The sequence below is a fragment of the Streptomyces sp. NBC_00669 genome (assembly GCF_036226785.1).
Taxonomy (GTDB): domain Bacteria; phylum Actinomycetota; class Actinomycetes; order Streptomycetales; family Streptomycetaceae; genus Actinacidiphila.
In genome coordinates, this window is sequence record NZ_CP109018.1 from 8,134,420 (window position 1) to 8,155,649 (window position 21,230).

Sequence of the window (21,230 nt, forward strand, 5' to 3'; positions counted from 1 at the left end):
CATGAGCAAGATCCTGATCCGCGGTGCTCGGCTGCTCGGCGGCGAGGCCCGGGACGTCCTGATCGACGCGGGGACCGTCGTCGCGGTCGGCACCGACCTCACCGCGGAGGGCGCCGACTTCGTCGAGGGCGAGGGCCGTATCCTGCTGCCCGGCCTGGTCGACCTGCACACGCACCTGCGGGAGCCGGGCCGTGAGGACTCCGAGACGGTGCTCACCGGTACCCGCGCGGCGGCTGTCGGCGGGTACACGGCGGTGCACGCGATGGCGAACACCTTCCCGGTCGCCGACACCGCCGGTGTGGTGGAGCAGGTGTGGCGGCTCGGCAAGGAGTCCGGGTACTGCGATGTGCAGCCGGTGGGCGCGGTCACCGTCGGGCTGGAGGGCAGGAAGCTCGCCGAACTGGGGGCGATGGCCGACTCCGCGGCCGGTGTGCGGGTCTTCTCCGACGACGGGAAGTGCGTGGACGACGCGGTGATCATGCGCCGCGCGCTGGAGTACGTGAAGGCGTTCGACGGGGTCGTGGCGCAGCACGCGCAGGAGCCGCGGCTGACCGAGGGCGCGCAGATGAACGAGGGCATCGTCTCGGGTGAGTTGGGCCTGACCGGGTGGCCGGCGGTCGCGGAGGAGTCGATCATCGCCCGGGATGTGCTGCTGGCCGCGCACGTCGGCTCGCGGGTGCACATCTGCCACCTGTCGACGGCCGGGTCGGTGGAGATCGTACGGTGGGCGAAGTCCAAGGGCTGGGACGTCACCGCCGAGGTCACCCCGCACCACCTGCTGCTCACCGACGAGCTGGCGCGTACCTACGACCCGGTCTACAAGGTGAACCCGCCGTTGCGGACCGAGGCGGATGTGGTGGCGCTGCGGGAGGCGCTGGCCGACGGCACCATCGACTGCGTCGCCACCGACCACGCCCCGCATCCGCACGAGGACAAGGACTGCGAGTGGTCCGCGGCCGCGATGGGGATGGTGGGGCTGGAGACCGCGCTGTCGGTGGTGCAGCACACCATGGTCGACACCGGGCTGCTGGACTGGGCCGGGGTCGCGGACCGGATGTCGACCCGGCCTGCCGCGATCGGGCGGTTGGTGGGGCACGGTCGGCCGATCGCCGTCGGCGAGCCCGCGAACCTGGTCCTGCTCGACCCGGCATACCGTGGGACCGTCAACCCCGCGGACTTCGCCTCCCGCAGCCGCAACACCCCCTACCAGGGCCGCGAGCTGCCCGGCCGGGTCATCGCGACCTTCCTGCGGGGCCACGCCACGGTCATGGACGGGAAGCTCACGTGACGACTCTGACAGCGCTGGCGGCCACCGCCGCCGAGGGCGGCAAGCACTCCGCGAAGGTCACCCACTGGTCGGACCGGCTCGGCTGGATCATCGGGCTCGTCCTGGTGATCGGCCTGGTCTACTGGCTGATGCGGCAGGGCTGGCAGTGGCGCCGCACCCTCCAAGGCGGCCTGCCCGAGCTGCCGGCCGCCCCCGCGGACCCGGCCGAGCTGGGCGAGCCGCTGCTGGTGATGGACGGCCGCTACCACGGCTCCACCACCGCCGGGCAGTGGCTGGACCGGATCGTCGCGCACGGCCTCGGCGTACGCAGCAGGGCCCGGCTCACCCTGACCGCGCGCGGCCTGCTGGTCGAGCGCACCGGCGCACCCGGCTTCCTGGTGCCGACCGCCGCCCTGCGCGGCGCTCGGCTCGACCAGGCCATCGCCGGCAAGGTGCTGCCCGAGGGAGGCCTGCTCGTCGTCACCTGGGAGCACGGCGGCACCCTCATCGACTCCGGCTTCCGCTCCGAGCACGCCGCGCAGCACCCGGCGTGGGCCGAGGCCATCACCGAGCTGAGCGGCGAACGCGTCGTGGCATTCAGCACCGAGAAGACCGAAAAGGAAGGCGCACGATGACGACCTCCACCCGGGCGGCCACCGCGCCCGCCGTACTCGTCCTGGAGGACGGCCGCATCTTCCGCGGCCGCGCCTACGGGGCCGTGGGGGAGACCTTCGGCGAGGCCGTGTTCTCCACCGGCATGACCGGCTACCAGGAGACCCTGACCGACCCCTCGTACCACCGCCAGGTCGTCGTCATGACCGCCCCGCACGTCGGCAACACCGGCGTCAACGACGAGGACCCCGAGTCCCGCCGGATCTGGGTGGCCGGATACGTGGTGCGCGACCCCGCCCGCGTTCCGTCCAACTGGCGCTCCCGCCGCACCCTCGACGAGGAGCTGACCGCGCAGGGCGTGGTCGGCATCAGCGGCATCGACACCCGCGCGCTCACCCGCCACCTGCGCGAGCGCGGCGCCATGCGGGTCGGCATCTTCTCCGGCGACGCGCTGTCCGACGACGGCACCCTGCTGGCCCGGGTCCGGCAGGCCCCCGAGATGGCCGGCGCCGACCTGTCCGCCGAGGTCGCCACCACCGAGGCGTACACCGTGCCCGCGATCGGCACCAAGCGCTTCACCGTTGCCGCCCTCGACCTCGGCATCAAGGGCATGACCCCGCACCGCATGGCCGAGCGCGGCATCGAGGTGCACGTGCTGCCCGCAAGCGCCACCGTCGAGGAGGTCTACGCGACCGCGCCCGACGGGGTGTTCCTGTCCAACGGCCCCGGCGACCCCGCCACCGCCGACCTCACCGTCATCCAGGCGGTCCTGGAGCGCGGCACCCCGCTGTTCGGGATCTGCTTCGGCAACCAGCTCCTCGGCCGCGCGCTGGGCTTCGGCACCTACAAGCTCAAGTACGGCCACCGCGGCATCAACCAGCCGGTGCAGGACCGTTCCACCGGCAAGGTCGAGGTCACCGCGCACAACCACGGCTTCGCCGTCGACGCCCCGCTCGACCGGATCAGCGACACCCCCTACGGGCGCGCCGAGGTCAGTCACGTCTGCCTCAACGACAACGTGGTGGAGGGGCTGCGGCTGCTCGACAAGCCGGCCTTCAGCGTCCAGTACCACCCGGAGGCGGCCGCGGGCCCGCACGACGCCGCGTACCTGTTCGACCGCTTCACGTCTTTGATGGACACAGTTCTGAAGGAGGGCCAGCGTGCCTAAGCGCACCGATATCCAGTCCGTCCTGGTCATCGGCTCCGGCCCGATCGTCATCGGCCAGGCCGCGGAGTTCGACTACTCCGGCACGCAGGCGTGCCGGGTGCTCAAGGCCGAGGGCCTGCGGGTGATCCTGGTCAACTCCAACCCCGCCACGATCATGACCGACCCGGAGATCGCCGACGCCACCTACGTCGAGCCGATCACCCCCGAGTACGTCGAGAAGATCATCGCCAAGGAGCGCCCCGACGCGCTGCTGCCCACCCTCGGCGGCCAGACCGCGCTGAACACCGCGATCGCGCTGCACGAGAGCGGCGCGCTGGCCAAGCACGACGTGGAGCTGATCGGCGCCAACGTCGAGGCCATCCACAAGGGCGAGGACCGCGAACTGTTCAAGGGCGTGGTCGAGGCGGTCCGGGAGAAGATCGGGCACGGCGAGTCCGCCCGCTCGGTGATCTGCCACACCATGGACGACGTGCTGGCCGGCGTCGACACCCTCGGCGGCTACCCGGTCGTGGTCCGGCCCTCCTTCACCATGGGCGGCGCCGGCTCCGGCTTCGCCCACGACGAGACGGAACTGCGCCGGATCGCCGGCCAGGGCCTGACGCTGTCGCCGACCACCGAGGTGCTCCTGGAGGAGTCCATCCTCGGCTGGAAGGAGTACGAACTGGAGCTGATGCGCGACAAGCACGACAACGTGGTGGTCGTCTGCTCCATCGAGAACTTCGACCCGATGGGTGTGCACACCGGCGACTCCATCACCGTCGCGCCCGCGATGACGCTCACCGACCGCGAGTACCAGATCCTGCGCGACATCGGCATCGCGGTGATCCGCGAGGTCGGCGTCGACACCGGCGGCTGCAACATCCAGTTCGCGGTGAACCCCGCGGACGGCCGGGTCATCGTGATCGAGATGAACCCCCGGGTCTCCCGCTCCTCCGCGCTCGCCTCCAAGGCCACCGGCTTCCCGATCGCGAAGATCGCCGCCCGGCTCGCCGTCGGCTACACGCTCGACGAGATCCCCAACGACATCACCGAGCAGACCCCGGCGTCCTTCGAACCCACCCTGGACTACGTGGTGGTGAAGGTGCCGCGGTTCGCCTTCGAGAAGTTCCCGGCCGCCGACGCCGCGCTCACCACCACCATGAAGTCGGTGGGCGAGGCGATGGCGATCGGCCGCAACTTCACCGAGGCGCTGAACAAGGCGCTGCGCTCGCTGGAGAAGAAGGGCTCGCAGTTCGACTTCGCGAGCCCGGTCGACCCGGCCGCGAAGGACGCCCTGCTGGAGACGGCCGGCGTGCCCACCGACGGCCGGATCAACACCGTGATGGCCGCGATCCGGGCCGGCGCCACCGCCCAGGAGGTCTTCGACGCCACGAAGATCGACCCGTGGTTCGTCGACCAGCTCTTCCTGATCAAGGAGCACGCCGACGAGCTGGCCGCCGCGGACCGGCTCGACCCGGACCTGCTCGCCGACGCCAAGCGGCACGGCTTCTCCGACGCCCAGATCGCCGCCATCCGCGGCCTGCGCGAGGACGTCGTACGCGAGGTCCGGCACACCCTCGGCATCCGCCCGGTCTACAAGACCGTCGACACCTGCGCCGCCGAGTTCGCCGCCCGCACGCCGTACTTCTACTCCTCCTACGACGAGGAGTCCGAGGTCGCGCCGCGCGAGAAGCCCGCGGTGATCATCCTCGGCTCCGGGCCCAACCGGATCGGCCAGGGCATCGAGTTCGACTACTCCTGCGTGCACGCCTCCTTCGCGCTGCACGACGCCGGGTACGAGACCGTGATGGTCAACTGCAACCCGGAGACCGTCTCCACCGACTACGACACCTCCGACCGGCTCTACTTCGAGCCGCTCACCTTGGAGGACGTGCTGGAGATCGTGCACGCCGAGACCCTCGCCGGACCGGTCGCGGGCGTGATCGTCCAGCTCGGCGGGCAGACCCCGCTCGGCCTGGCACAGGCCCTGAAGGACAACGGCGTGCCGGTCGTCGGCACCTCGCCCGAGGCGATCCACCTCGCCGAGGACCGCGGCGCGTTCGGCCGGGTGCTCGCCGAGGCGGGCCTGCCCGCGCCCAAGCACGGCACCGCCACCTCCTTCCCCGGCGCCAAGGCCATCGCCGACGAGATCGGCTACCCGGTCCTGGTCCGCCCCTCCTACGTGCTCGGCGGGCGCGGCATGGAGATCGTCTACGACGAGACGCGGCTGGCGGCGTACATCGCCGAGTCCACCGAGATCAGCCCGACCCGCCCGGTGCTGGTCGACCGGTTCCTCGACGACGCCATCGAGATCGACGTCGACGCGCTCTACGACGGCCACGAGCTGTACCTCGGCGGCGTCATGGAGCACATCGAGGAGGCCGGCATCCACTCCGGCGACTCCGCGTGCGCGCTGCCGCCGATCACCCTCGGCGGCCACGACATCAAGCGGCTGCGCGCCTCCACCGAGGCGATCGCCGCGGGCGTCGGGGTGCGCGGCCTGATCAACATCCAGTTCGCGCTGGCCGGGGACATCCTCTACGTGCTGGAGGCCAACCCCCGCGCCTCGCGCACCGTGCCCTTCACCTCCAAGGCGACCGCCGTGCCGCTCGCCAAGGCCGCCGCGCGGATCTCGCTCGGCGCGACCGTGGCCGAACTGCGCGCCGAGGGGCTGCTGCCCGCCACCGGCGACGGCGGCACCCTGCCGCTGGACGCGCCGATCTCCGTCAAGGAGGCCGTGCTGCCCTGGAGCCGCTTCCGCGACGTCCAGGGCCGCGGGGTGGACACCATCCTCGGCCCGGAGATGCGCTCCACCGGCGAGGTGATGGGCATCGACGCGGTCTTCGGCACCGCCTACGCCAAGTCGCAGGCCGGCGCGTACGGCGCGCTGCCCACCAAGGGCCGGGCGTTCATCTCGGTCGCCAACCGCGACAAGCGGGCGCTGATCTTCCCGGCGCGGGCGCTGATCGAGCACGGCTTCGAGCTGCTGGCCACCTCCGGCACCGCGGAAGTGCTGCGCCGCAACGGCATCGAGGCGCGGGTGGTCCGCAAGCAGAGCGAGGGGACCGGGCCCGACGGCGAGCCCACCGTCGTCACCCTCATCCACGAGGGCGAGGTCGACCTCATCGTCAACACCCCGTTCGGCACCGGCGGCCGGCTCGACGGCTACGACATCCGTACGGCCGCCGTCGCGCGGGGCGTCCCGTGCCTGACCACGGTGCAGGCGCTGGCCGCGGCGGTCCAGGGCATCGACGCGTTGACGCGTGGCGACATCGGGGTGCGCTCCCTCCAGGACCACGCGGCGTCGCTGGCGCTGGCCCGGGCGGAGTAAGGGCGCCTCCGGGGGGTGCGGGGAACGGTGCGCGAGCGACCCGTCGTCGTGGCGCGCCGTGCCCGCAGGCCCAGCCCCCGCGGCGGTGTCCCCGGGCCAACGGCCGGTGGACGGCTGGTCGCGCAGTTCCCCGCGCCCCGTTGGGGCGCCCCCCTTCGGGGCACGATGCCCTACCCCGAGATGACAGGCGAGACGATGTACAAGCTGTTCTTCGAGCTGGTGTTCCGCAGGATGGACGCCGAGAAGGCGCACCACCTGGCCTTCCGGTGGATCAGGCTGGCCGTGCGGGTGCCGGTGCTGCGGACGTTCCTCGCGGCGGCGCTGGCGCCGCGGTACGAGAGCCTGCGCACGGAGGCGCTCGGCCTGCGGATGCACGGCCCGTTCGGGCTGGCCGCCGGCTTCGACAAGAACGCGGTCGCCATCGACGGGATGGCGATGCTCGGCTTCGGCCACGTGGAGATCGGCACCGTCACCGGCCAGGCCCAGCCGGGCAACCCGAAGAAGCGGTTGTTCCGGCTGGTCGCCGACCGCGCGCTGATCAACCGGATGGGCTTCAACAACGACGGGTCGGCGGCGGTGGCCGCCCGGCTCGCCGCGCGCAGGCAGGTCTTCCGGACCACCGTCGGCGTCAACATCGGCAAGACCAAGGCCGTCGCCGAGCAGGACGCGATCGCGGACTACGTGACGTCGACCGAGCGGCTGGCCGCGCACGCCGACTACCTCGTGGTGAACGTGTCCTCGCCGAACACCCCGGGCCTGCGCGACCTCCAGGCCACCGCGGTGCTGCGCCCGCTGCTGACGGCGGTGCGCGAGGCCGCCGACCGCACGGTCACCACCCGCCGGGTGCCGCTGCTGGTGAAGATCGCCCCCGACCTCGCCGACGAGGACGTGGACGCCGTCGCCGACCTGGCGGTGGAGCTGGGCCTGGACGGCATCATCGCCACCAACACCACGATCGGCCGGGACGGGCTGCGCTCGGACCCGGCGCTGACCGCGGAGACCGGCGGCCTGTCGGGCGCGCCGCTCAAGGCCCGCTCGCTGGAGGTGCTGGGCCGGCTGTACGGCCGCGTGGGCGACCGGGTCACCCTGGTCGGCGTCGGCGGCGTGGAGGACGCCGAGGACGCCTGGCAGCGCATCCTCGCCGGCGCCACCCTGGTCCAGGGGTACACCGCCTTCATCTACCGCGGTCCGTTCTGGATGCGCGGCATGCACAAGGGGCTGGCCGCCCGGCTGGCCGCGAGCCCGTACGCCACCCTCGCCGACGCGGTCGGCGCGGAGTCCCGGAAGGTGACCGCATGACCGGCAGCACGCACCCGCAGGCGGGCGCCCCCGGACCGGGGTCAGGGCAGCCCGAGCCCTTCGGCGCCCGGCTGCGCCGGGCGATGGACACCCGGGGCCCGCTGTGCGTCGGCATCGACCCGCACGCGCGGCTGCTGACCGACTGGGGCCTGAGCGACGACCCGGGCGGCCTGGAGCGCTTCGCGCTGACCGTGGTGGACGCGCTGGGCGAGCACACCGCGGTGTTCAAGCCGCAGTCCGCGTTCTTCGAGCGGTTCGGCTCGCGCGGAGTCGCGGTGCTGGAGAAGGCGGTGGCCCGGGCCCGGGAGGCGGGCGCGCTGGTGCTGATGGACGCCAAGCGCGGCGACATCGGCTCCACCATGGCGGCGTACGCGGCCACCTATCTCGACCCGGGCTCCCCGCTGTTCAGCGACGCGCTCACGGTCAGCCCGTACCTGGGCTTCGAGTCGCTGCGTCCGGCACTGGACGCCGCAGCGGCGTCGGGCGCGGGCGTGTTCGTCCTCGCGCTGACCTCCAACCCGGAGGGCGGGCAGGTGCAGCGGGCGACCGCGGCCGACGGCCGGTCGGTGGCGCAGGTGATGCTGGACGCCATCGCGGCGGAGAACTCCGGTGTGCGGCCGCTGGGTTCGGTCGGCGCGGTGGTCGGGGCGACGCTCACCGAGGCGGGCGCGGACCTCGCGGTGAACGGCCCGCTGCTGGCCCCCGGTGTCGGCGCCCAGGGCGCGACCCCGGCCGATCTGCCCGCGCTCTTCGGCGCCGCGCTGCCGAATGTGCTGCCGAGCGTGAGCCGGGACGTGCTGCGGCACGGTCCCGACCCGGTTGCTTTGTTGAAATCGGTACGAGCTTATGTGGATCAGGTGCGGGAGGCCGTGACCGGCACGGGTGAATCGAGCGGTATTACCGGCGGGTAATAGGGTCGGGAAACGGCCAAAAAAAGGGCCGCTTTCAACAACCTGGCCCATTGACGCCGAAACCTGTTCCGGTTTGTCCCGTATATCCCGCTGGATCGAGTCTGACCAGGACTTTTCATCTGTTCTCGCTGACTTGGGCCGCCGGGACCGCTAGTCTCCGACAGGAGCGCGCCGCCCAGGTGCGCCGCAGGTCGACCGGTACCCCCGGTCGGCTCGTACTCCCTATCCGATTGCTCTACATCCGAGGTGACGTAGGCGTGGCTCTTCCGCCCCTTACCCCTGAACAGCGCGCTGCCGCGCTCGAAAAGGCCGCCGCGGCTCGCCGGGAGCGCGCCGAGGTCAAGAACCGGCTCAAGCACTCCGGCGCCAGCCTGCACGAGGTCATCAAGCAGGGCCAGGAGAACGATGTCATCGGCAAGATGAAGGTCTCCGCCCTCCTTGAGTCCCTTCCTGGCGTCGGCAAGGTCCGCGCCAAGCAGATCATGGAGCGGCTCGGCATCTCCGAGAGTCGCCGGGTGCGTGGCCTGGGTTCCAACCAGATCGCTTCCCTTGAACGCGAGTTCGGCGGCGCCCCCGCCTAGGCCCTGCCCGACGGATGTCGCCCGCCGTGCAGGCGGGACGGCGCTGTCCGTCGGACGTGGCCATGACTCCGGGTCCCGCCGCTCTCGGGAACCGGGGATAATCGCTGCATGAGTTCTCCAGCCTCACCGGGGGCGGCCAAGCCCCTCGCCTCGCAGGGGGCTTCCCCGGCCGCCCCGGTCAGACATCCGCGACTGACCGTGCTCTCCGGCCCCTCAGGGGTCGGGAAGAGCACGGTCGTCGCCCATCTGCGCGCGTCCCACCCCGAGGTATGGCTCTCGGTGTCCGCCACCACCCGCAGACCTCGCCCCGGTGAACGCGACGGGGTGCAGTACCACTTCGTCGACGACGACGAGTTCGACAAGCTCGTCGCCAACGGCGAACTGCTGGAGTGGGCGGAGTTCGCCGGCAACCGGTACGGGACTCCGCGTCGCGCCGTACTCGACCGGCTCGCCGCCGGTGCGCCGGTGCTGCTGGAGATCGACCTTCAGGGCGCGCGGCTGGTGCGTACCTCGATGCCCGAGGCGCACCTGGTCTTCCTCGCCCCGCCGAGCTGGGACGAACTGGTCCGCCGGCTCACCGGCCGGGGCACCGAGTCGCCCGAGGTGATCGAGCGGCGGCTGGCGGCCGCGAGGGTCGAACTGGCCGCCGAGTCCGAGTTCGACGAGACGCTTGTCAACACCTCCGTCGAGGATGTAGCGCGTGAGCTGCTAGCCTTGATGGAAATCGGGTGACCTCGCGAGCACCGCGCGGTCACCCGGCAGCGAGCCCCCGGTCCGGGGGCGTCGCCCAGAAGTCCTTCCACAAGTAGGGGTAGGTAGAGCGTGTCCTCTTCCATCACCACGCCCGAGGGCATCATCAACCCGCCGATCGACGAGCTGCTCGAGGCCACCGACTCCAAGTACAGCCTGGTGATCTACGCGGCCAAGCGCGCCCGCCAGATCAACGCGTACTACTCCCAGCTCGGCGAGGGCCTGCTGGAGTACGTCGGCCCGCTCGTGGACACCCACGTCCACGAGAAGCCGCTGTCCATCGCGCTGCGCGAGATCAACGCCGGCCTGCTGACCTCCGAGGCCGTCGAGGCGCCGCCCACCCAGTGAGGTGAGCACCAGCACACATCCCGGGCCCGGCGGCGCGACCGCCGGGCCCGTGGTGTGTCATGGGGTGTGCGAGCGAGTGGGCACGGCAACGTGACGGCGCGGCGGAACGGAGCGGAGCGGGCATGAGCAGGCCACAGGTCGTACTGGGTGTCAGCGGCGGCATCGCCGCGTACAAGGCGTGCGAACTGCTGCGCCGCTTCACCGAGTCCGGGCACGACGTCCAGGTGGTGCCCACCGACGCGGCACTGCACTTCGTCGGCGAGGCGACCTGGGCCGCGCTGTCCGGCAAGCCCGTCTCCACCCGGGTCTGGGACGGCGTCCACGGCGTCCCGCACGTGCGGATCGGGCAGCACGCCGACCTCGTCGTGGTCGCCCCCGCCACCGCAGACCTGCTCGCCAAGGCCGCGCACGGCCTCGCCGACGACCTGCTCACCAACACCCTGCTCACCGCCCGCTGCCCGGTGGTCTTCGCGCCCGCCATGCACACCGAGATGTGGGAGCACCCCGCCACCCGGGAGAACGTCGCCACGCTGCGCCGCCGCGGCGCGGTGGTCATCGAGCCGGCCGTCGGCCGGCTCACCGGGGTCGACACCGGCAAGGGCCGGCTGCCCGACCCCGACGAGATCCACCAGGTCTGCCGCCGCGTCCTCGCCCGCGGGGTGACCGCGCCGGACCTCGCCGGCCGCCACGTCGTGGTCAGCGCCGGCGGCACCCGCGAACCGCTCGACCCCGTCCGCTACCTCGGCAACCGCTCCTCCGGCAAGCAGGGGTACGCCCTGGCGCGTACCGCGGTCGCGCGCGGCGCCCGGGTCACCCTGGTGGCCGCCAACACCGAGGCGCTGGCCGACCCCGCGGGCGCCGACGTGGTGGCCGTGGGCACCGCCGAGCAGCTGCGCGAGGCCGTGCTGAAGGCCGCCGCCGACGCCGACGCGGTGGTGATGGCCGCGGCCGTCGCCGACTTCCGCCCGGCCGCGTACGCCACCAGCAAGATCAAGAAGAGCGACGACGGCGCCGGGCCCGCGCCGGTGGAGCTGGTCCGCAACCCCGACGTCCTCGCCGAGCTGTCGGCGCACCGCGCCCGCCCCGGGCAGATCGTGGCCGGTTTCGCCGCCGAGACCGACGACGTGCTGGTCAACGGCCGGGCGAAGCTCACCCGAAAGGGGTGCGACCTGCTGGTCGTCAACGAAGTCGGCGGCGGCAAGGCGTTCGGCACCGACGACAACGAAGCGGTGATCCTCGGCTCCGACGACAGCGCCACGCCGGTGCCGCACGGTCCGAAGGAGGCGCTGGCCGATCAGGTGTGGGACCTGGTCGCCGCCCGGCTGGCCCAGAGCGCTCAGCACTGAGCCGTCCGCCGACCGCGAACGGTCGATTCGTGAACAGTCGGTGAAATGAGCCGGCGCCCGTCCGTTCCACCGGCCGGGACCGCCTGCACGTGCACGGCTGCGCTCGGGCCGGGTGGACCGCGCAGCTCACGGGCCGCGGCGCCCTGCCGGGAGCGGTCGTCGGCGGTCACCGGAAGCGACACGATCGGCTGACGAACGGGCGGCGAGTGGCCGGTGAGTGGACATCGAGTCGCAGGTTGTGGCATATCCAAAGAACGAGATGCCTGGTCCGTCCCCGGGACGCTCACGCTAAGCTGACTGCGGAGCACCGGGCGCAGCCCTGTGCACTCCACCAGCTTGAGCCAGCAGCCGCTGCAACCCCAGGGAGCGATGTGTCCCGCCGTCTGTTCACTTCGGAGTCCGTGACCGAAGGTCACCCCGACAAGATCGCTGACCAGATCAGCGACACCATCCTCGATGCCCTGCTGACCGCCGACCCGTCCTCGCGGGTGGCGGTCGAGACGCTGATCACCACCGGCCAGGTGCACGTCGCCGGTGAGGTCACCACGACCGCGTACGCGGACATCGCCTCGCTGGTGCGGGGGAAGATCCTCGAGATCGGTTACGACTCCTCGAAGAAGGGCTTCGACGGCGCGTCGTGCGGCGTCTCGGTGTCGATCGGCGCGCAGTCGCCGGACATCGCGCAGGGCGTCGACACCGCCTACGAGAAGCGGGTCGAGGGTGGCGAGACCGACGAGGACGAGCTGAACAAGCAGGGCGCGGGCGACCAGGGCCTGATGTTCGGGTACGCCTCCGACGAGACGCCCGAGCTGATGCCGCTGCCGATCACGCTGGCGCACCGGCTGTCCAAGCGGCTCACCGAGGTCCGCAAGAACGGCACCATCCCCTACCTGCGGCCCGACGGCAAGACCCAGGTCACCATCGAGTACGACGGCGACAAGGCGGTCCGGCTGGACACCGTCGTGGTCTCCTCGCAGCACGCCTCCGACATCGACCTGGAGTCGCTGCTCACCCCCGACATCCGCGAGTTCGTCGTGGAGGTGGAGCTGAAGGCCCTGCTCGACGAGGGCATCAAGCTCGACACCGACGGCTACCGGCTGCTGGTCAACCCGACCGGGCGGTTCGAGATCGGCGGCCCGATGGGCGACGCGGGTCTGACCGGCCGGAAGATCATCATCGACACGTACGGCGGCATGGCCCGGCACGGCGGCGGCGCCTTCTCGGGCAAGGACCCGTCCAAGGTGGACCGCTCGGCCGCGTACGCGATGCGCTGGGTCGCCAAGAACGTGGTGGCCGCGCGGCTGGCGTCGCGCTGCGAGGTCCAGGTCGCGTACGCGATCGGCAAGGCCGAGCCGGTCGGCCTGTTCGTCGAGACCTTCGGCACCGCCAACGTCGACGTCGAGAAGATCGAGCAGGCCATCGGCGAGGTCTTCGACCTCCGCCCGGCCGCGATCATCCGCGACCTGGACCTGCTGCGGCCGATCTACGCCCAGACCGCCGCGTACGGCCACTTCGGCCGCGAGCTGGACGACTTCACCTGGGAGAAGACCGACCGGGTCGACGCGCTCCGCGCCGCGGTGGGCCTGTAACAGGTCCGTCCGCCACCCCTGGAGCACGGTTCCCGGACCTTGCGGCAGACGGTGGCTCGTCACGTCCTCGCGCCCCTGGGGGTGCGACTCTTCCCTCGCGGAGGAGCCGCACCCGTCCAGGGGCGCGGTGCTGTCGTGGACGTCTGGTAAGAATCACAGGGTGAGCGGCGACAACGGACCCGAGCGGGGGGCCTCCGAGGAGGCGGCCGGGGGCGGCGAGCCCTCCGAGGCGGGGCACAGCAGCGGGAGCGGGGAGCAACTCGCGCTGATCCGGGAGACGGTCCGCAAGTCCCAGCAGCCGCGGGCCAAGCCGCGCACCTGGCGCGGGGCCGCACTCGCCGAGGGCCTGCCGGTGGCCCGGGTTCTGGTCGACAAGGGCCTGGTCCACCTCGACCAGTTCTTCGACTACGCGGTGCCCGCCGCCATGGACGCCGACGCCCAGCCCGGGGTGCGGGTGCGGGTCCGGTTCGGCGCGCGCGTGGTCAAGGGCCGCCGCGAGGGCGGCACCCTGCACGACGGCTTCGTGGTCGAGCGCCGTACCGACAGCGACTACGCGGGCCCGCTCGCACCGCTGGCCCAGGTGCTGTCCACCGAGCCCGTGCTCACCGCGCCGCTGCTGCGGCTGTGCCGCCAGGTCGCCGACCGGTACGCGGGCGCGCTCGCCGACGTGGTGCAGCTCGCCGTGCCGCCCCGGATGGCCCGGGCCGAGCGCGACCCCTCGCCCGACCCCCGCCCCGATCCGGCGGTGCCGCCGCCCGCCACCTGGTCCCGGTACGCCACCGGCCCCGCCTACCTGCAGGCACTCGCCCGCGGCGACACCCCCCGCGCGGTGTGGCTGGCGCTGCCCGGCCCGCACTGGCCGCAGGAACTGGCCACCGCGCTGGCCACCACACTCGCCTCCGGGCGCGGCGCGCTCGCCGTGCTGCCCGACGGGCGCAGCGCCGCGCGCGTCGACGCGGCCCTCACCGAACTGCTCGGCGCCGGCCGCCATGTCCTGCTCACCGCAGACGCCGGTCCCGAGGAGCGCTACCGGCGCTGGCTCGCGGTCAGCCGCGGCACCGTCAAAGCGGTGGTCGGCACCCGCGCGGCGATGTTCGCACCCGTGGCCGACCTCGGCCTGGTCGCCCTGTGGGACGACGGCGACTCCAGCCACGCCGAGCCGCACGCCCCGCAGCCGCACGCCCGTGACGTGCTGCTGCTGCGGGCCCGCGAGGAGCGCACCGCGTTCCTGCTCGGCGGGGTCACCACCACCGTCGAGGGCGCGCAGCTCGTCGACAGCGGCTGGGCGCTGCCGCTGGCCGCCGCCCGCGAGCAGGTGCGGGCGGCCGCGCCACTGGTCCGTACGGTCGGCGACCTGGACCAGGCACGCGACGAGGCGGCCCGCGCGGCCCGGCTGCCGTCGCTGGCGTGGCAGGTCACCCGCGACGCGCTGGCCCGCGGCCCGGTGCTGGTCCAGGTGCCGCGGCGCGGCTACGTACCCCGGCTGGGCTGCGACACCTGCCGGGCCCCGGCCCGCTGCGCGGCCTGCGCCGGGCCGCTGGAGGTGCGCGAGGAGGGCGGCACTCCCGCGTGCGGGTGGTGCGGGCGGCCGGCGGCGGACTGGCACTGCCAGGAGTGCGGGGGGTTCCGGCTGCGGGCGCGGGTGGTGGGGGCACGGCGGACGGCGGAGGAGCTGGGGCGGGCCTTCCCCCGGGTGCCGGTGCGGACGTCGGGGCGGGACACCGTGCTGGCCACGGTCGGCGGCGCTCCCGCGCTGGTGATCGCCACGCCCGGGGCCGAGCCGGTCGCGGACGAGGGTTACGCGGCGGCGCTCCTGCTGGACGGCTGGGCGCTGCTGGGCCGCCCGGACCTGCGCGCGGCCGAGGAGGCGCTGCGGCGGTGGGCGCTGGCCGCGGCCCTGGTCCGGCCGGCGGGGGAGGGCGGCACCGTCGTGGTGCTGGCCGAGCCGACGCTGCGGCCGGTGCAGGCGCTGGTCCGGTGGGACCCGGCCGGGCACGCCGTGCGCGAGCTATCCGAACGTGCCGAGCTGCGCTTTCCGCCGGTGGCCCGGATGGCGGCGGTCGCCGGGCCGCCGGCGGCGGTGGCCGAGTTCGCCGATCTGGTCCGCCTCCCCCCGGGCACCGATCTGCTCGGGCCCGTGCCCGTACGGCGCCCTGCCGGCACCGAGCCCTGGGAGCGCCTGCTCTTCCGGGTGCCCCCGGGCACCGGCGCCGCGCTCGCCGCCGCGCTCAAGGCCGCGCAGGTCGCGCGTGCGGCCCGCAGCGGGAACACGGCTCCCCTCCAACTCCGCATGGACCCACCCGACATCGGATAGGCCGCGCGGCGCCTGCGGCGCCACGCGGAAGACGTCCACCATCCAGGGGCGCGGGGAACTCCCCCAGAGGGGGGACCCCCAGTGCCCAGCCGCGATGGTGGCGCGCGTCGCCACCGGCCCGAAGGGGCAGTTGCTGTCGTGTCCGGACCACCGGCCGGTGGTGGGCTTGTCGCGCAGTTCCCCGCGCCCCTGGGGGCGAACCGTCGTCCGTCGGGGCGTCCGGCGCCCGGGGAAGGGGGCGCCGTCGCTCGTCGGGGCGTCCGAGGCCCGGGGTGGGGCGAACCGTCGTGCGTCGGGGCGTCCGGGGGCCGGGGTCGGGGGCGCCGTTGCTCGTCGGGGCGTCCGGGGGGCGGGGTCGGGGGGGCCGTTGTGGGTCAGGGCATGCGGGGGCTGGGGAAGGGGGCGCCGTGGGTCCGTTCAGGCCCCGTGCCAACGGACTGCACCGGCTGATCCTCCTCCACGGAGCGGGCCGCGGGCACCGTTGGCGTGGAGCCCTCCGCAGGAGCCCGCCGGGACCCGTACCGGCGGTGCACCGCCTGTTTCGTGACCCCCAGCGCGGACCCCACCGCGTCCCAGGAGAACCCGAGCGAGCGGTCGAACTCCACCGCGGCCGTCACCAGGGTCTCCACACTGTCCCGCAACTCCTGGGCGAGCCGCACCGTCGGAGCCGGCGCCCGCCCGTACACCACGAACCCGGCCGAGGGCCCGCCGCGCCGCGGTCGGTAGACGTTCCCGAGCTGGGCGGTCAGGGTCCGCAGCGCGTCCACCTGCCGGCGGACCCGTTCGATGTCCCGCACCAGCAGGTGCAGGCTGGCCCGTGCCTGAGCATCGGGAGTTGCGTGGTCGGGCATCAACAAGCCTCTCCAACCGACGATGACAAGGATCGGGCCGCACGTTGCAGCCGTGTGCGAGCCCGATTTCGGTCAAACTCTCTTGACCAACGCGCCACCGCCCCCAGGAGTCACGCCCGACCGGCGCGGCGGCCGCCCCGGGGGCGCGCGCCGTCCGCGTGCACTCCCTGTCGCGGACCGCCCTAGAATTGACCCCCGCCCGCCGTCCGCCCGTGGTGCGCCCGGCGTCCCGACCGCCCCAGGAGACCCTGCCCGTGTCCGTCAAGCCCATCCGCCTGTTCGGCGACCCGGTGCTGCGCATGACGGCGCAGCCGGTCACCACCTTCGACCTCGAACTGCGCACCCTCGTCAAGGACTTGACCGACACCATGCTGGAGGCCCCCGGCGCCGGCCTGGCCGCGCCCCAGCTCGGCGTGTCCCTGCGGGTGTTCACCTACAACGTCGAAGGCGAACTCGGCCATCTGATCAACCCCGAACTCACGCTCAGCGACGAGTCGCAGGACGGCCCCGAGGGCTGCCTGTCGCTGCCCGGCCTCACCTACGACTGCGAGCGCGCGTTCGGCGTCGTGGCCCGGGGCTTCAACATGTACGGCGACCCGGTCACCCTCGACGGCACCCAGCGGCTGGCCCGCTGCATCCAGCACGAGACGGACCACCTCGACGGCATCATCTTCGTCGACCGGCTCGACGCCGAGCGGCGCAAGGAGGCGATGAAGGCGATCCGCGAGGCCGACTGGGGCGCGCAGGGCGCCCCGCGGGTGAAGATCTCGCCGCACGACACGTTCGGCCGCGCCCTGTGAGCCGTGCGGCCGCCCACCGAGCCCCCGCCGGCCGAGCCGACACCCGCCGTACCGTCACCCGCCGAGCCGCCGCCCACCGAGAGGTACACCCCGCACGATGAAGCTCGTCTTCGCCGGCACCCCCGAGGTCGCCGTACCCGCACTGGACGCCCTGCTCGCCTCCGACCGGCACGAGGTCGTCGCCGTCGTCACCCGGCCCGACGCGGTCGCCGGCCGCGGCCGCAAGCTGCTGGCCAGCCCGGTCGCGCAGCGTGCCGAGGAGGCCGGGATCGAGGTGCTCAAGCCGGCCCGGCCGCGTGACGAGGACTTCCTGGCCCGGCTGCGGGAGATCGGCCCGGACTGCTGCCCGGTCGTCGCCTACGGCGCACTCCTGCCGAAGGTGGCGCTCGACGTGCCCGCCCGCGGCTGGGTGAACCTGCACTTCTCGCTGCTCCCCGCCTGGCGCGGCGCCGCGCCCGTGCAGCACTCCGTGATGGCCGGGGACGAGGTGACCGGCGCGTCCACCTTCCTCATCGAGCAGGGACTGGACTCCGGGCCGGTCTACGGAGTCGTCACCGAGGAGATCCGGCCCCGCGACACCAGCGGTGACCTGCTGACGCGGCTCTCGCACAGCGGGGCGCGGCTGCTGGTCGCCACGATGGACGGCATCGACAGCGGCGACCTCGTCGGCCGGCCGCAGCCCGCCGACGGGATCACCGTCGCGCCCAAACTCACCGTCGAGGACGCGGCCGTCGACTGGACCGCGCCCGCGCTGCGCGTCGACCGGCTCATCCGGGGGTGTACGCCTGCCCCTGGGGCGTGGACGCTGCTTGCCGGTGAGCGGGTCAAGCTCGGGCCGGTCGTTCCCGAGCCCGACGCGGAGGCCCTCGCGCCCGGGGAGATCTCGGTCACCAAGAAGGCCGTCTTCGTGGGCACCGGCAGCCACCCGGTCCGGCTCGGCGACGTGCAGGCGGTCGGCAAGAAGATGATGGGGGCCGCGGACTGGGCCCGGGGCACCCGGATCGAACCCGGGAGCCGGTTCGGGGCCTGAGCCCCCCGGGGCGCCCTGTTCCGCAAGTGCGGCCCCTTACGCTTGTAGGCGAGCCGTACCCCCGTAAGACATGACCGGAGCACCTTTGAAGAGCACGCAGGGCAAGCCGTACCGCCGTCCGCAGAAGGACCCCGTCAGGGTGCTGGCGTTCGAGGCGCTGCGGGCGGTGGGGGAGCGGGACGCGTACGCGAACCTGGTGCTGCCGGGGCTGCTGCGCGCCGCGGAGCAGGAGGCGGTGAAGAAGGGCCGCACCTTCGACCGCAGGGACGCGGCGCTCGCCACCGAGCTGGTGTACGGCACGCTCCGCCACCAGGGCACGTACGACGCGGTGATCGCGGCCTGCGTGGACCGCCCGCTGCGCGAGGTGGACCCGCCGGTCCTGGACGTACTGGCGCTGGGCGCCCACCAGTTGCTCGGCACCCGAATCCCCACGCATGCCGCGGTCTCCGCGAGCGTGGAGCTGGCCCGGGTGGTCCTGGGCGATGGGCGGGCGCGGTTCGTGAACGCGGTGCTGCGCCGGATCTCCGCGCAGGACCTGGACGGGTGGCTGGCGCAGGTCGCCCCGCCGTACGACGAGGACCCGGAGGACCACCTGGCCGTGGTGCACTCGCACCCGCGCTGGGTGGTGACGGCGCTGTGGGACGCGCTCGGCGGCGGCCGGGCCGGCATCGAGGACCTGCTCGCGGCCGACAACGAGCGGCCCGAGGTCACGCTGGTGGCCCGCCCGGGCCGCAGCACCCCGCAGCAGATCGCCGCGTCACTGCCCCCGGAGACGACCGAACCGGGCCGCTGGTCGCCCTACGCGCTCCGGCTCGCCGAGGGCGGCGACCCGGCCGCGGTGCCCGCGGTTCGCGACGGGGACGCCGGGGTCCAGGACGAGGGCAGCCAGCTGGTCGCCGCCGCGCTGGCCGCGGCGCCGCTGGACGGTCCCGACACGCGCTGGCTCGACGGCTGCGCGGGCCCCGGCGGGAAGGCGGCGCTGCTCGCGGCGCTGGCCGCCGAGCGCGGCGCGCTGCTGGTCGCCGCGGAGAAGCAGCCGCACCGGGCCCGCCTGGTCGGCCGCGCGCTGCACGGCAACCCGGGCCCCTATCAGGTGGTCGTCGCGGACGGCACCCGCCCGGTGTGGCGGCCCGGCTCCTTCGACCGGGTGCTGGTCGACGTGCCCTGCACCGGTCTGGGCGCGCTGCGCCGCCGCCCGGAAGCGCGCTGGCGGCGCCGCGCGGAAGACGTCGGCGGCTTTGGACCGCTCCAACGCGCCCTGCTCACCGAGGCGTTGATGGCGGTACGGCCCGGCGGCGTGGTCGCGTACGCGACCTGCTCCCCGCACCTGGCCGAGACCCGCGCGGTCGTCGACGACGTGCTGCGCTCCTCGCAGGCCCCCGACGCCGACCCCGTCGACGCCCGCCCCCTGCTGCCCGGCGTCCCCGCCCTCGGCGACGGCCCCGACATCCAGCTGTGGCCGCACCTCCACGGCACCGACGCGATGTACCTCTCCCTCCTCCGCCGCCGCTGACCCGCTGACCCCCGGACCGCCGCGGGGTCGTCAGTGGCCGGCGGCCGCCAGGCGGCGGGCGTCACTGATGTGGTGGCCGATGTAGCGGGCGAGGAGGTACGCGTCCTCCGGGCGGTCCGCCCAGCGGACGACACGGCGGATCAGGCTGACGCTGCCGAGCGTGACGCCCTCACGGGCGAGGACGAAGACGAGGACGAGGAACGCGCAGCGGGCGTTGCCGTCGTCGAAGGGGTGGAAGAAGCAGACGTCGAGGTACGCGCGTGCGGCGCGGGCCGCCGGCGCGAGGTCCTGCCCGTCGCCCCGCGCGCTTTCGGCCAGGCACGCGTCGAACCGCGCGCGGGTGTCCGGGCCGATGCCGTAGCGCTCCCGGCCCTCCTTGGCGAAGGCGGGCAAGGTGCGGAACGCCGGTGGCGGCGAGCCGGCCGGGGTGCCCAGGACATGCCGATGCCAGCCACGCAGCAGCGCGAAGTCGAGGACGGCGCCGCGCGCGGCGTCCGCCCGCACCAGCTCCAGCGCGATGAGCAGGCCCTCCGCGCGGGCGGGGTCCAGGGCGCCGTCGAACGCGCGGACATCCTCCGCCGCGCCGTCTCGCGGCGGTGCCACCGGTCCTTCCCCGCCGCCGCCCGGGTCCTGGTCCCACGGCACCGTCGCGCGCACCGCGAGCCAGCGTTCCAGGTGGTCCGGCAGCCGGCGGACGGGCGGCGCGGCGTCCTCCGGCCGCACGGACAGCGCGAGCTTCTCCACGATGTCGTTCACCAGCAGCGTGTCGGGACCGGTCCAACTGTTGAACCTGCCGCCGATCGCCTGGTCGACGAGCCGCTGGGCGATGTCGGGCGCCACCGCGGCACGGCTGAGGAACCAGGTCAGCACCTGCCGGCAGTGTCCGTACCACCCGCTGCCGCAGCCGGTGCGGTCGACGACCTGCAGGATCAGGTTCCGGGAGACGGACTCCCACAGGACACGCTGGTTCTCGATGTCCGCCAGCTCCAGCGGGTAGACCGCGAAGCGGTCCGCGAGACTCTCCAGCCACGCGCGCCACTCGCACAGCGCCGCCACGACCCGGTCGAGCGTCTCCTGCGGGGTGGTGACCGAGTCGCGCGGGCAGCACCAGTGGCTGACCGGCCCTCCGTCGAAGTCTCCCTCGTCCCGTGACCAGCGCCAGCCCACGGCCCAGTCGCCGTAGTGCTCGGCGAGGGCGTGGGACATCGCGTCGGCCCAGAGGCGGGCCTCGTGCCACGACCAGGCGACGTGCTCCGGGTCGCGGAAGGGGACGTCAGGACGGTGCGGGACGCGCCGGGCCGGTCCGAGCGCGTGCACCACCCGCGCCGCGGACCGGCTGTCGAAAGGGTGACGGGCGGGGTCCACGTCGTCCCACGTCAGCAGGCCGGGGTTGAAGGTCGAGACCACGGCGCGAGCATGGCACGGGCAACGGGCGTTCGCCCACGGGGTTTTGCGATCCCGGTGTGAACCCGGGGCCCGGTGGCGCAGGGGGCGGCCCCCGGCGCGGGTGTGGTGCGCGCCGGGGGCCGCGGTTCGGAGGG

The 21,230-nt window shown here is 73.6% G+C and carries 17 protein-coding genes; 15 read left to right on the forward strand and 2 right to left on the reverse strand.

What is annotated here, in order from left to right:
- Position 1 precedes the first annotated feature (1 nt).
- The 12 genes from OG896_RS34380 to OG896_RS34435 all read left to right on the forward strand — a co-directional run bounded on the left by OG896_RS34380 (position 2) and on the right by OG896_RS34435 (position 15,495).
- Positions 2-1,288 carry a dihydroorotase gene (locus OG896_RS34380; RefSeq protein WP_329371639.1) on the forward strand — a complete coding sequence of 429 codons (1,287 nt, stop codon included), beginning with the start codon at positions 2-4 and terminating at the stop codon, positions 1,286-1,288.
- Positions 1,285-1,902: a PH-like domain-containing protein gene (locus OG896_RS34385; protein WP_329371641.1), complete on the forward strand. Its 618-nt coding sequence runs from the start codon at positions 1,285-1,287 to the stop codon at positions 1,900-1,902. Before OG896_RS34380 ends, OG896_RS34385 begins: the two co-directional genes overlap by 4 nt.
- Positions 1,899-3,047, forward strand: coding sequence for a glutamine-hydrolyzing carbamoyl-phosphate synthase small subunit (gene carA, locus OG896_RS34390; RefSeq protein WP_329371643.1), 1,149 nt, complete (start codon positions 1,899-1,901; stop codon positions 3,045-3,047). The genes OG896_RS34385 and carA overlap by 4 nt, the downstream gene beginning before the upstream one ends.
- The gene (gene carB / locus OG896_RS34395) at positions 3,040-6,357 is read left to right on the forward strand and encodes a carbamoyl-phosphate synthase large subunit (RefSeq protein ID WP_329371645.1); all 3,318 of its coding nucleotides are present in this window, start codon (positions 3,040-3,042) and stop codon (positions 6,355-6,357) included. Before carA ends, carB begins: the two co-directional genes overlap by 8 nt.
- Before the next feature lie 195 nt (positions 6,358-6,552).
- A complete protein-coding gene (locus OG896_RS34400) occupies positions 6,553-7,656 on the forward strand; it encodes a quinone-dependent dihydroorotate dehydrogenase (protein WP_329374443.1) in 1,104 nt (367 codons plus the stop codon).
- Complete coding sequence (gene pyrF / locus OG896_RS34405) at positions 7,653-8,567, forward strand: orotidine-5'-phosphate decarboxylase (protein WP_329371647.1); 915 nt, start codon at positions 7,653-7,655, stop codon at positions 8,565-8,567. Before OG896_RS34400 ends, pyrF begins: the two co-directional genes overlap by 4 nt.
- A gap of 257 nt (positions 8,568-8,824) precedes the next feature.
- A complete protein-coding gene (locus OG896_RS34410; protein WP_202232479.1) occupies positions 8,825-9,148 on the forward strand; it encodes an integration host factor, actinobacterial type in 324 nt (107 codons plus the stop codon).
- 108 nt (positions 9,149-9,256) lie between these two features.
- Positions 9,257-9,880 carry a guanylate kinase gene (gene gmk / locus OG896_RS34415; protein ID WP_329371650.1) on the forward strand — a complete coding sequence of 208 codons (624 nt, stop codon included), beginning with the start codon at positions 9,257-9,259 and terminating at the stop codon, positions 9,878-9,880.
- 90 nt (positions 9,881-9,970) lie between these two features.
- Positions 9,971-10,246 carry a DNA-directed RNA polymerase subunit omega gene (gene rpoZ, locus OG896_RS34420; RefSeq protein WP_103887663.1) on the forward strand — a complete coding sequence of 92 codons (276 nt, stop codon included), beginning with the start codon at positions 9,971-9,973 and terminating at the stop codon, positions 10,244-10,246.
- Between the two features lie 122 nt (positions 10,247-10,368).
- Entirely contained in the window at positions 10,369-11,592 is a 1,224-nt protein-coding gene (coaBC, locus tag OG896_RS34425; protein WP_329371653.1) for a bifunctional phosphopantothenoylcysteine decarboxylase/phosphopantothenate--cysteine ligase CoaBC, read from the forward strand.
- Between the two features lie 371 nt (positions 11,593-11,963).
- Positions 11,964-13,181 carry a methionine adenosyltransferase gene (gene metK, locus OG896_RS34430; RefSeq protein WP_329371654.1) on the forward strand — a complete coding sequence of 406 codons (1,218 nt, stop codon included), beginning with the start codon at positions 11,964-11,966 and terminating at the stop codon, positions 13,179-13,181.
- Between the two features lie 160 nt (positions 13,182-13,341).
- Positions 13,342-15,495 carry a primosomal protein N' gene (locus OG896_RS34435; RefSeq protein WP_329371655.1) on the forward strand — a complete coding sequence of 718 codons (2,154 nt, stop codon included), beginning with the start codon at positions 13,342-13,344 and terminating at the stop codon, positions 15,493-15,495.
- A gap of 374 nt (positions 15,496-15,869) precedes the next feature.
- Here OG896_RS34435 and OG896_RS34440 read toward each other — a convergent pair whose 3' ends face one another.
- Positions 15,870-16,346, reverse strand: coding sequence for a hypothetical protein (locus tag OG896_RS34440; protein ID WP_329371657.1), 477 nt, complete (start codon positions 16,344-16,346; stop codon positions 15,870-15,872).
- 254 nt (positions 16,347-16,600) lie between these two features.
- Between OG896_RS34440 and def the strand changes: the two genes are divergently transcribed.
- The 3 genes from def (at position 16,601) to OG896_RS34455 (ending at position 19,689) form a co-directional block, all read left to right on the forward strand.
- Complete coding sequence (gene def, locus OG896_RS34445) at positions 16,601-17,146, forward strand: peptide deformylase (RefSeq protein WP_329371658.1); 546 nt, start codon at positions 16,601-16,603, stop codon at positions 17,144-17,146.
- 97 nt (positions 17,147-17,243) lie between these two features.
- Positions 17,244-18,176 (forward strand): methionyl-tRNA formyltransferase, encoded by a 933-nt coding sequence (gene fmt, locus OG896_RS34450; RefSeq protein ID WP_328461463.1) that lies wholly within the window; start codon positions 17,244-17,246, stop codon positions 18,174-18,176.
- A gap of 70 nt (positions 18,177-18,246) precedes the next feature.
- Positions 18,247-19,689 (forward strand): RsmB/NOP family class I SAM-dependent RNA methyltransferase, encoded by a 1,443-nt coding sequence (locus tag OG896_RS34455; RefSeq protein ID WP_329371660.1) that lies wholly within the window; start codon positions 18,247-18,249, stop codon positions 19,687-19,689.
- Positions 19,690-19,719: 30 nt separating this feature from the next.
- Here the strand turns inward: OG896_RS34455 and OG896_RS34460 are convergent, their stop codons facing one another.
- Positions 19,720-21,096: a Fic family protein gene (locus tag OG896_RS34460; RefSeq protein ID WP_329371662.1), complete on the reverse strand. Its 1,377-nt coding sequence runs from the start codon at positions 21,094-21,096 to the stop codon at positions 19,720-19,722.
- Positions 21,097-21,230: the final 134 nt, after the last annotated feature.

Coding starts and splice junctions, on each gene's coding strand:
- OG896_RS34380 (WP_329371639.1), top strand. CDS start 2: ATGAGCAAGATCCTGATCCGCGGTGCTCGGCTGCTCGGCGGCGAGGCC.
- carA (WP_329371643.1), top strand. CDS start 1,899: ATGACGACCTCCACCCGGGCGGCCACCGCGCCCGCCGTACTCGTCCTG.
- OG896_RS34400 (WP_329374443.1), top strand. CDS start 6,553: ATGTACAAGCTGTTCTTCGAGCTGGTGTTCCGCAGGATGGACGCCGAG.
- pyrF (WP_329371647.1), top strand. CDS start 7,653: ATGACCGGCAGCACGCACCCGCAGGCGGGCGCCCCCGGACCGGGGTCA.
- gmk (WP_329371650.1), top strand. CDS start 9,257: ATGAGTTCTCCAGCCTCACCGGGGGCGGCCAAGCCCCTCGCCTCGCAG.
- coaBC (WP_329371653.1), top strand. CDS start 10,369: ATGAGCAGGCCACAGGTCGTACTGGGTGTCAGCGGCGGCATCGCCGCG.
- OG896_RS34440 (WP_329371657.1), bottom strand. CDS start 16,346: ATGCCCGACCACGCAACTCCCGATGCTCAGGCACGGGCCAGCCTGCAC.
- fmt (WP_328461463.1), top strand. CDS start 17,244: ATGAAGCTCGTCTTCGCCGGCACCCCCGAGGTCGCCGTACCCGCACTG.
- OG896_RS34455 (WP_329371660.1), top strand. CDS start 18,247: ATGACCGGAGCACCTTTGAAGAGCACGCAGGGCAAGCCGTACCGCCGT.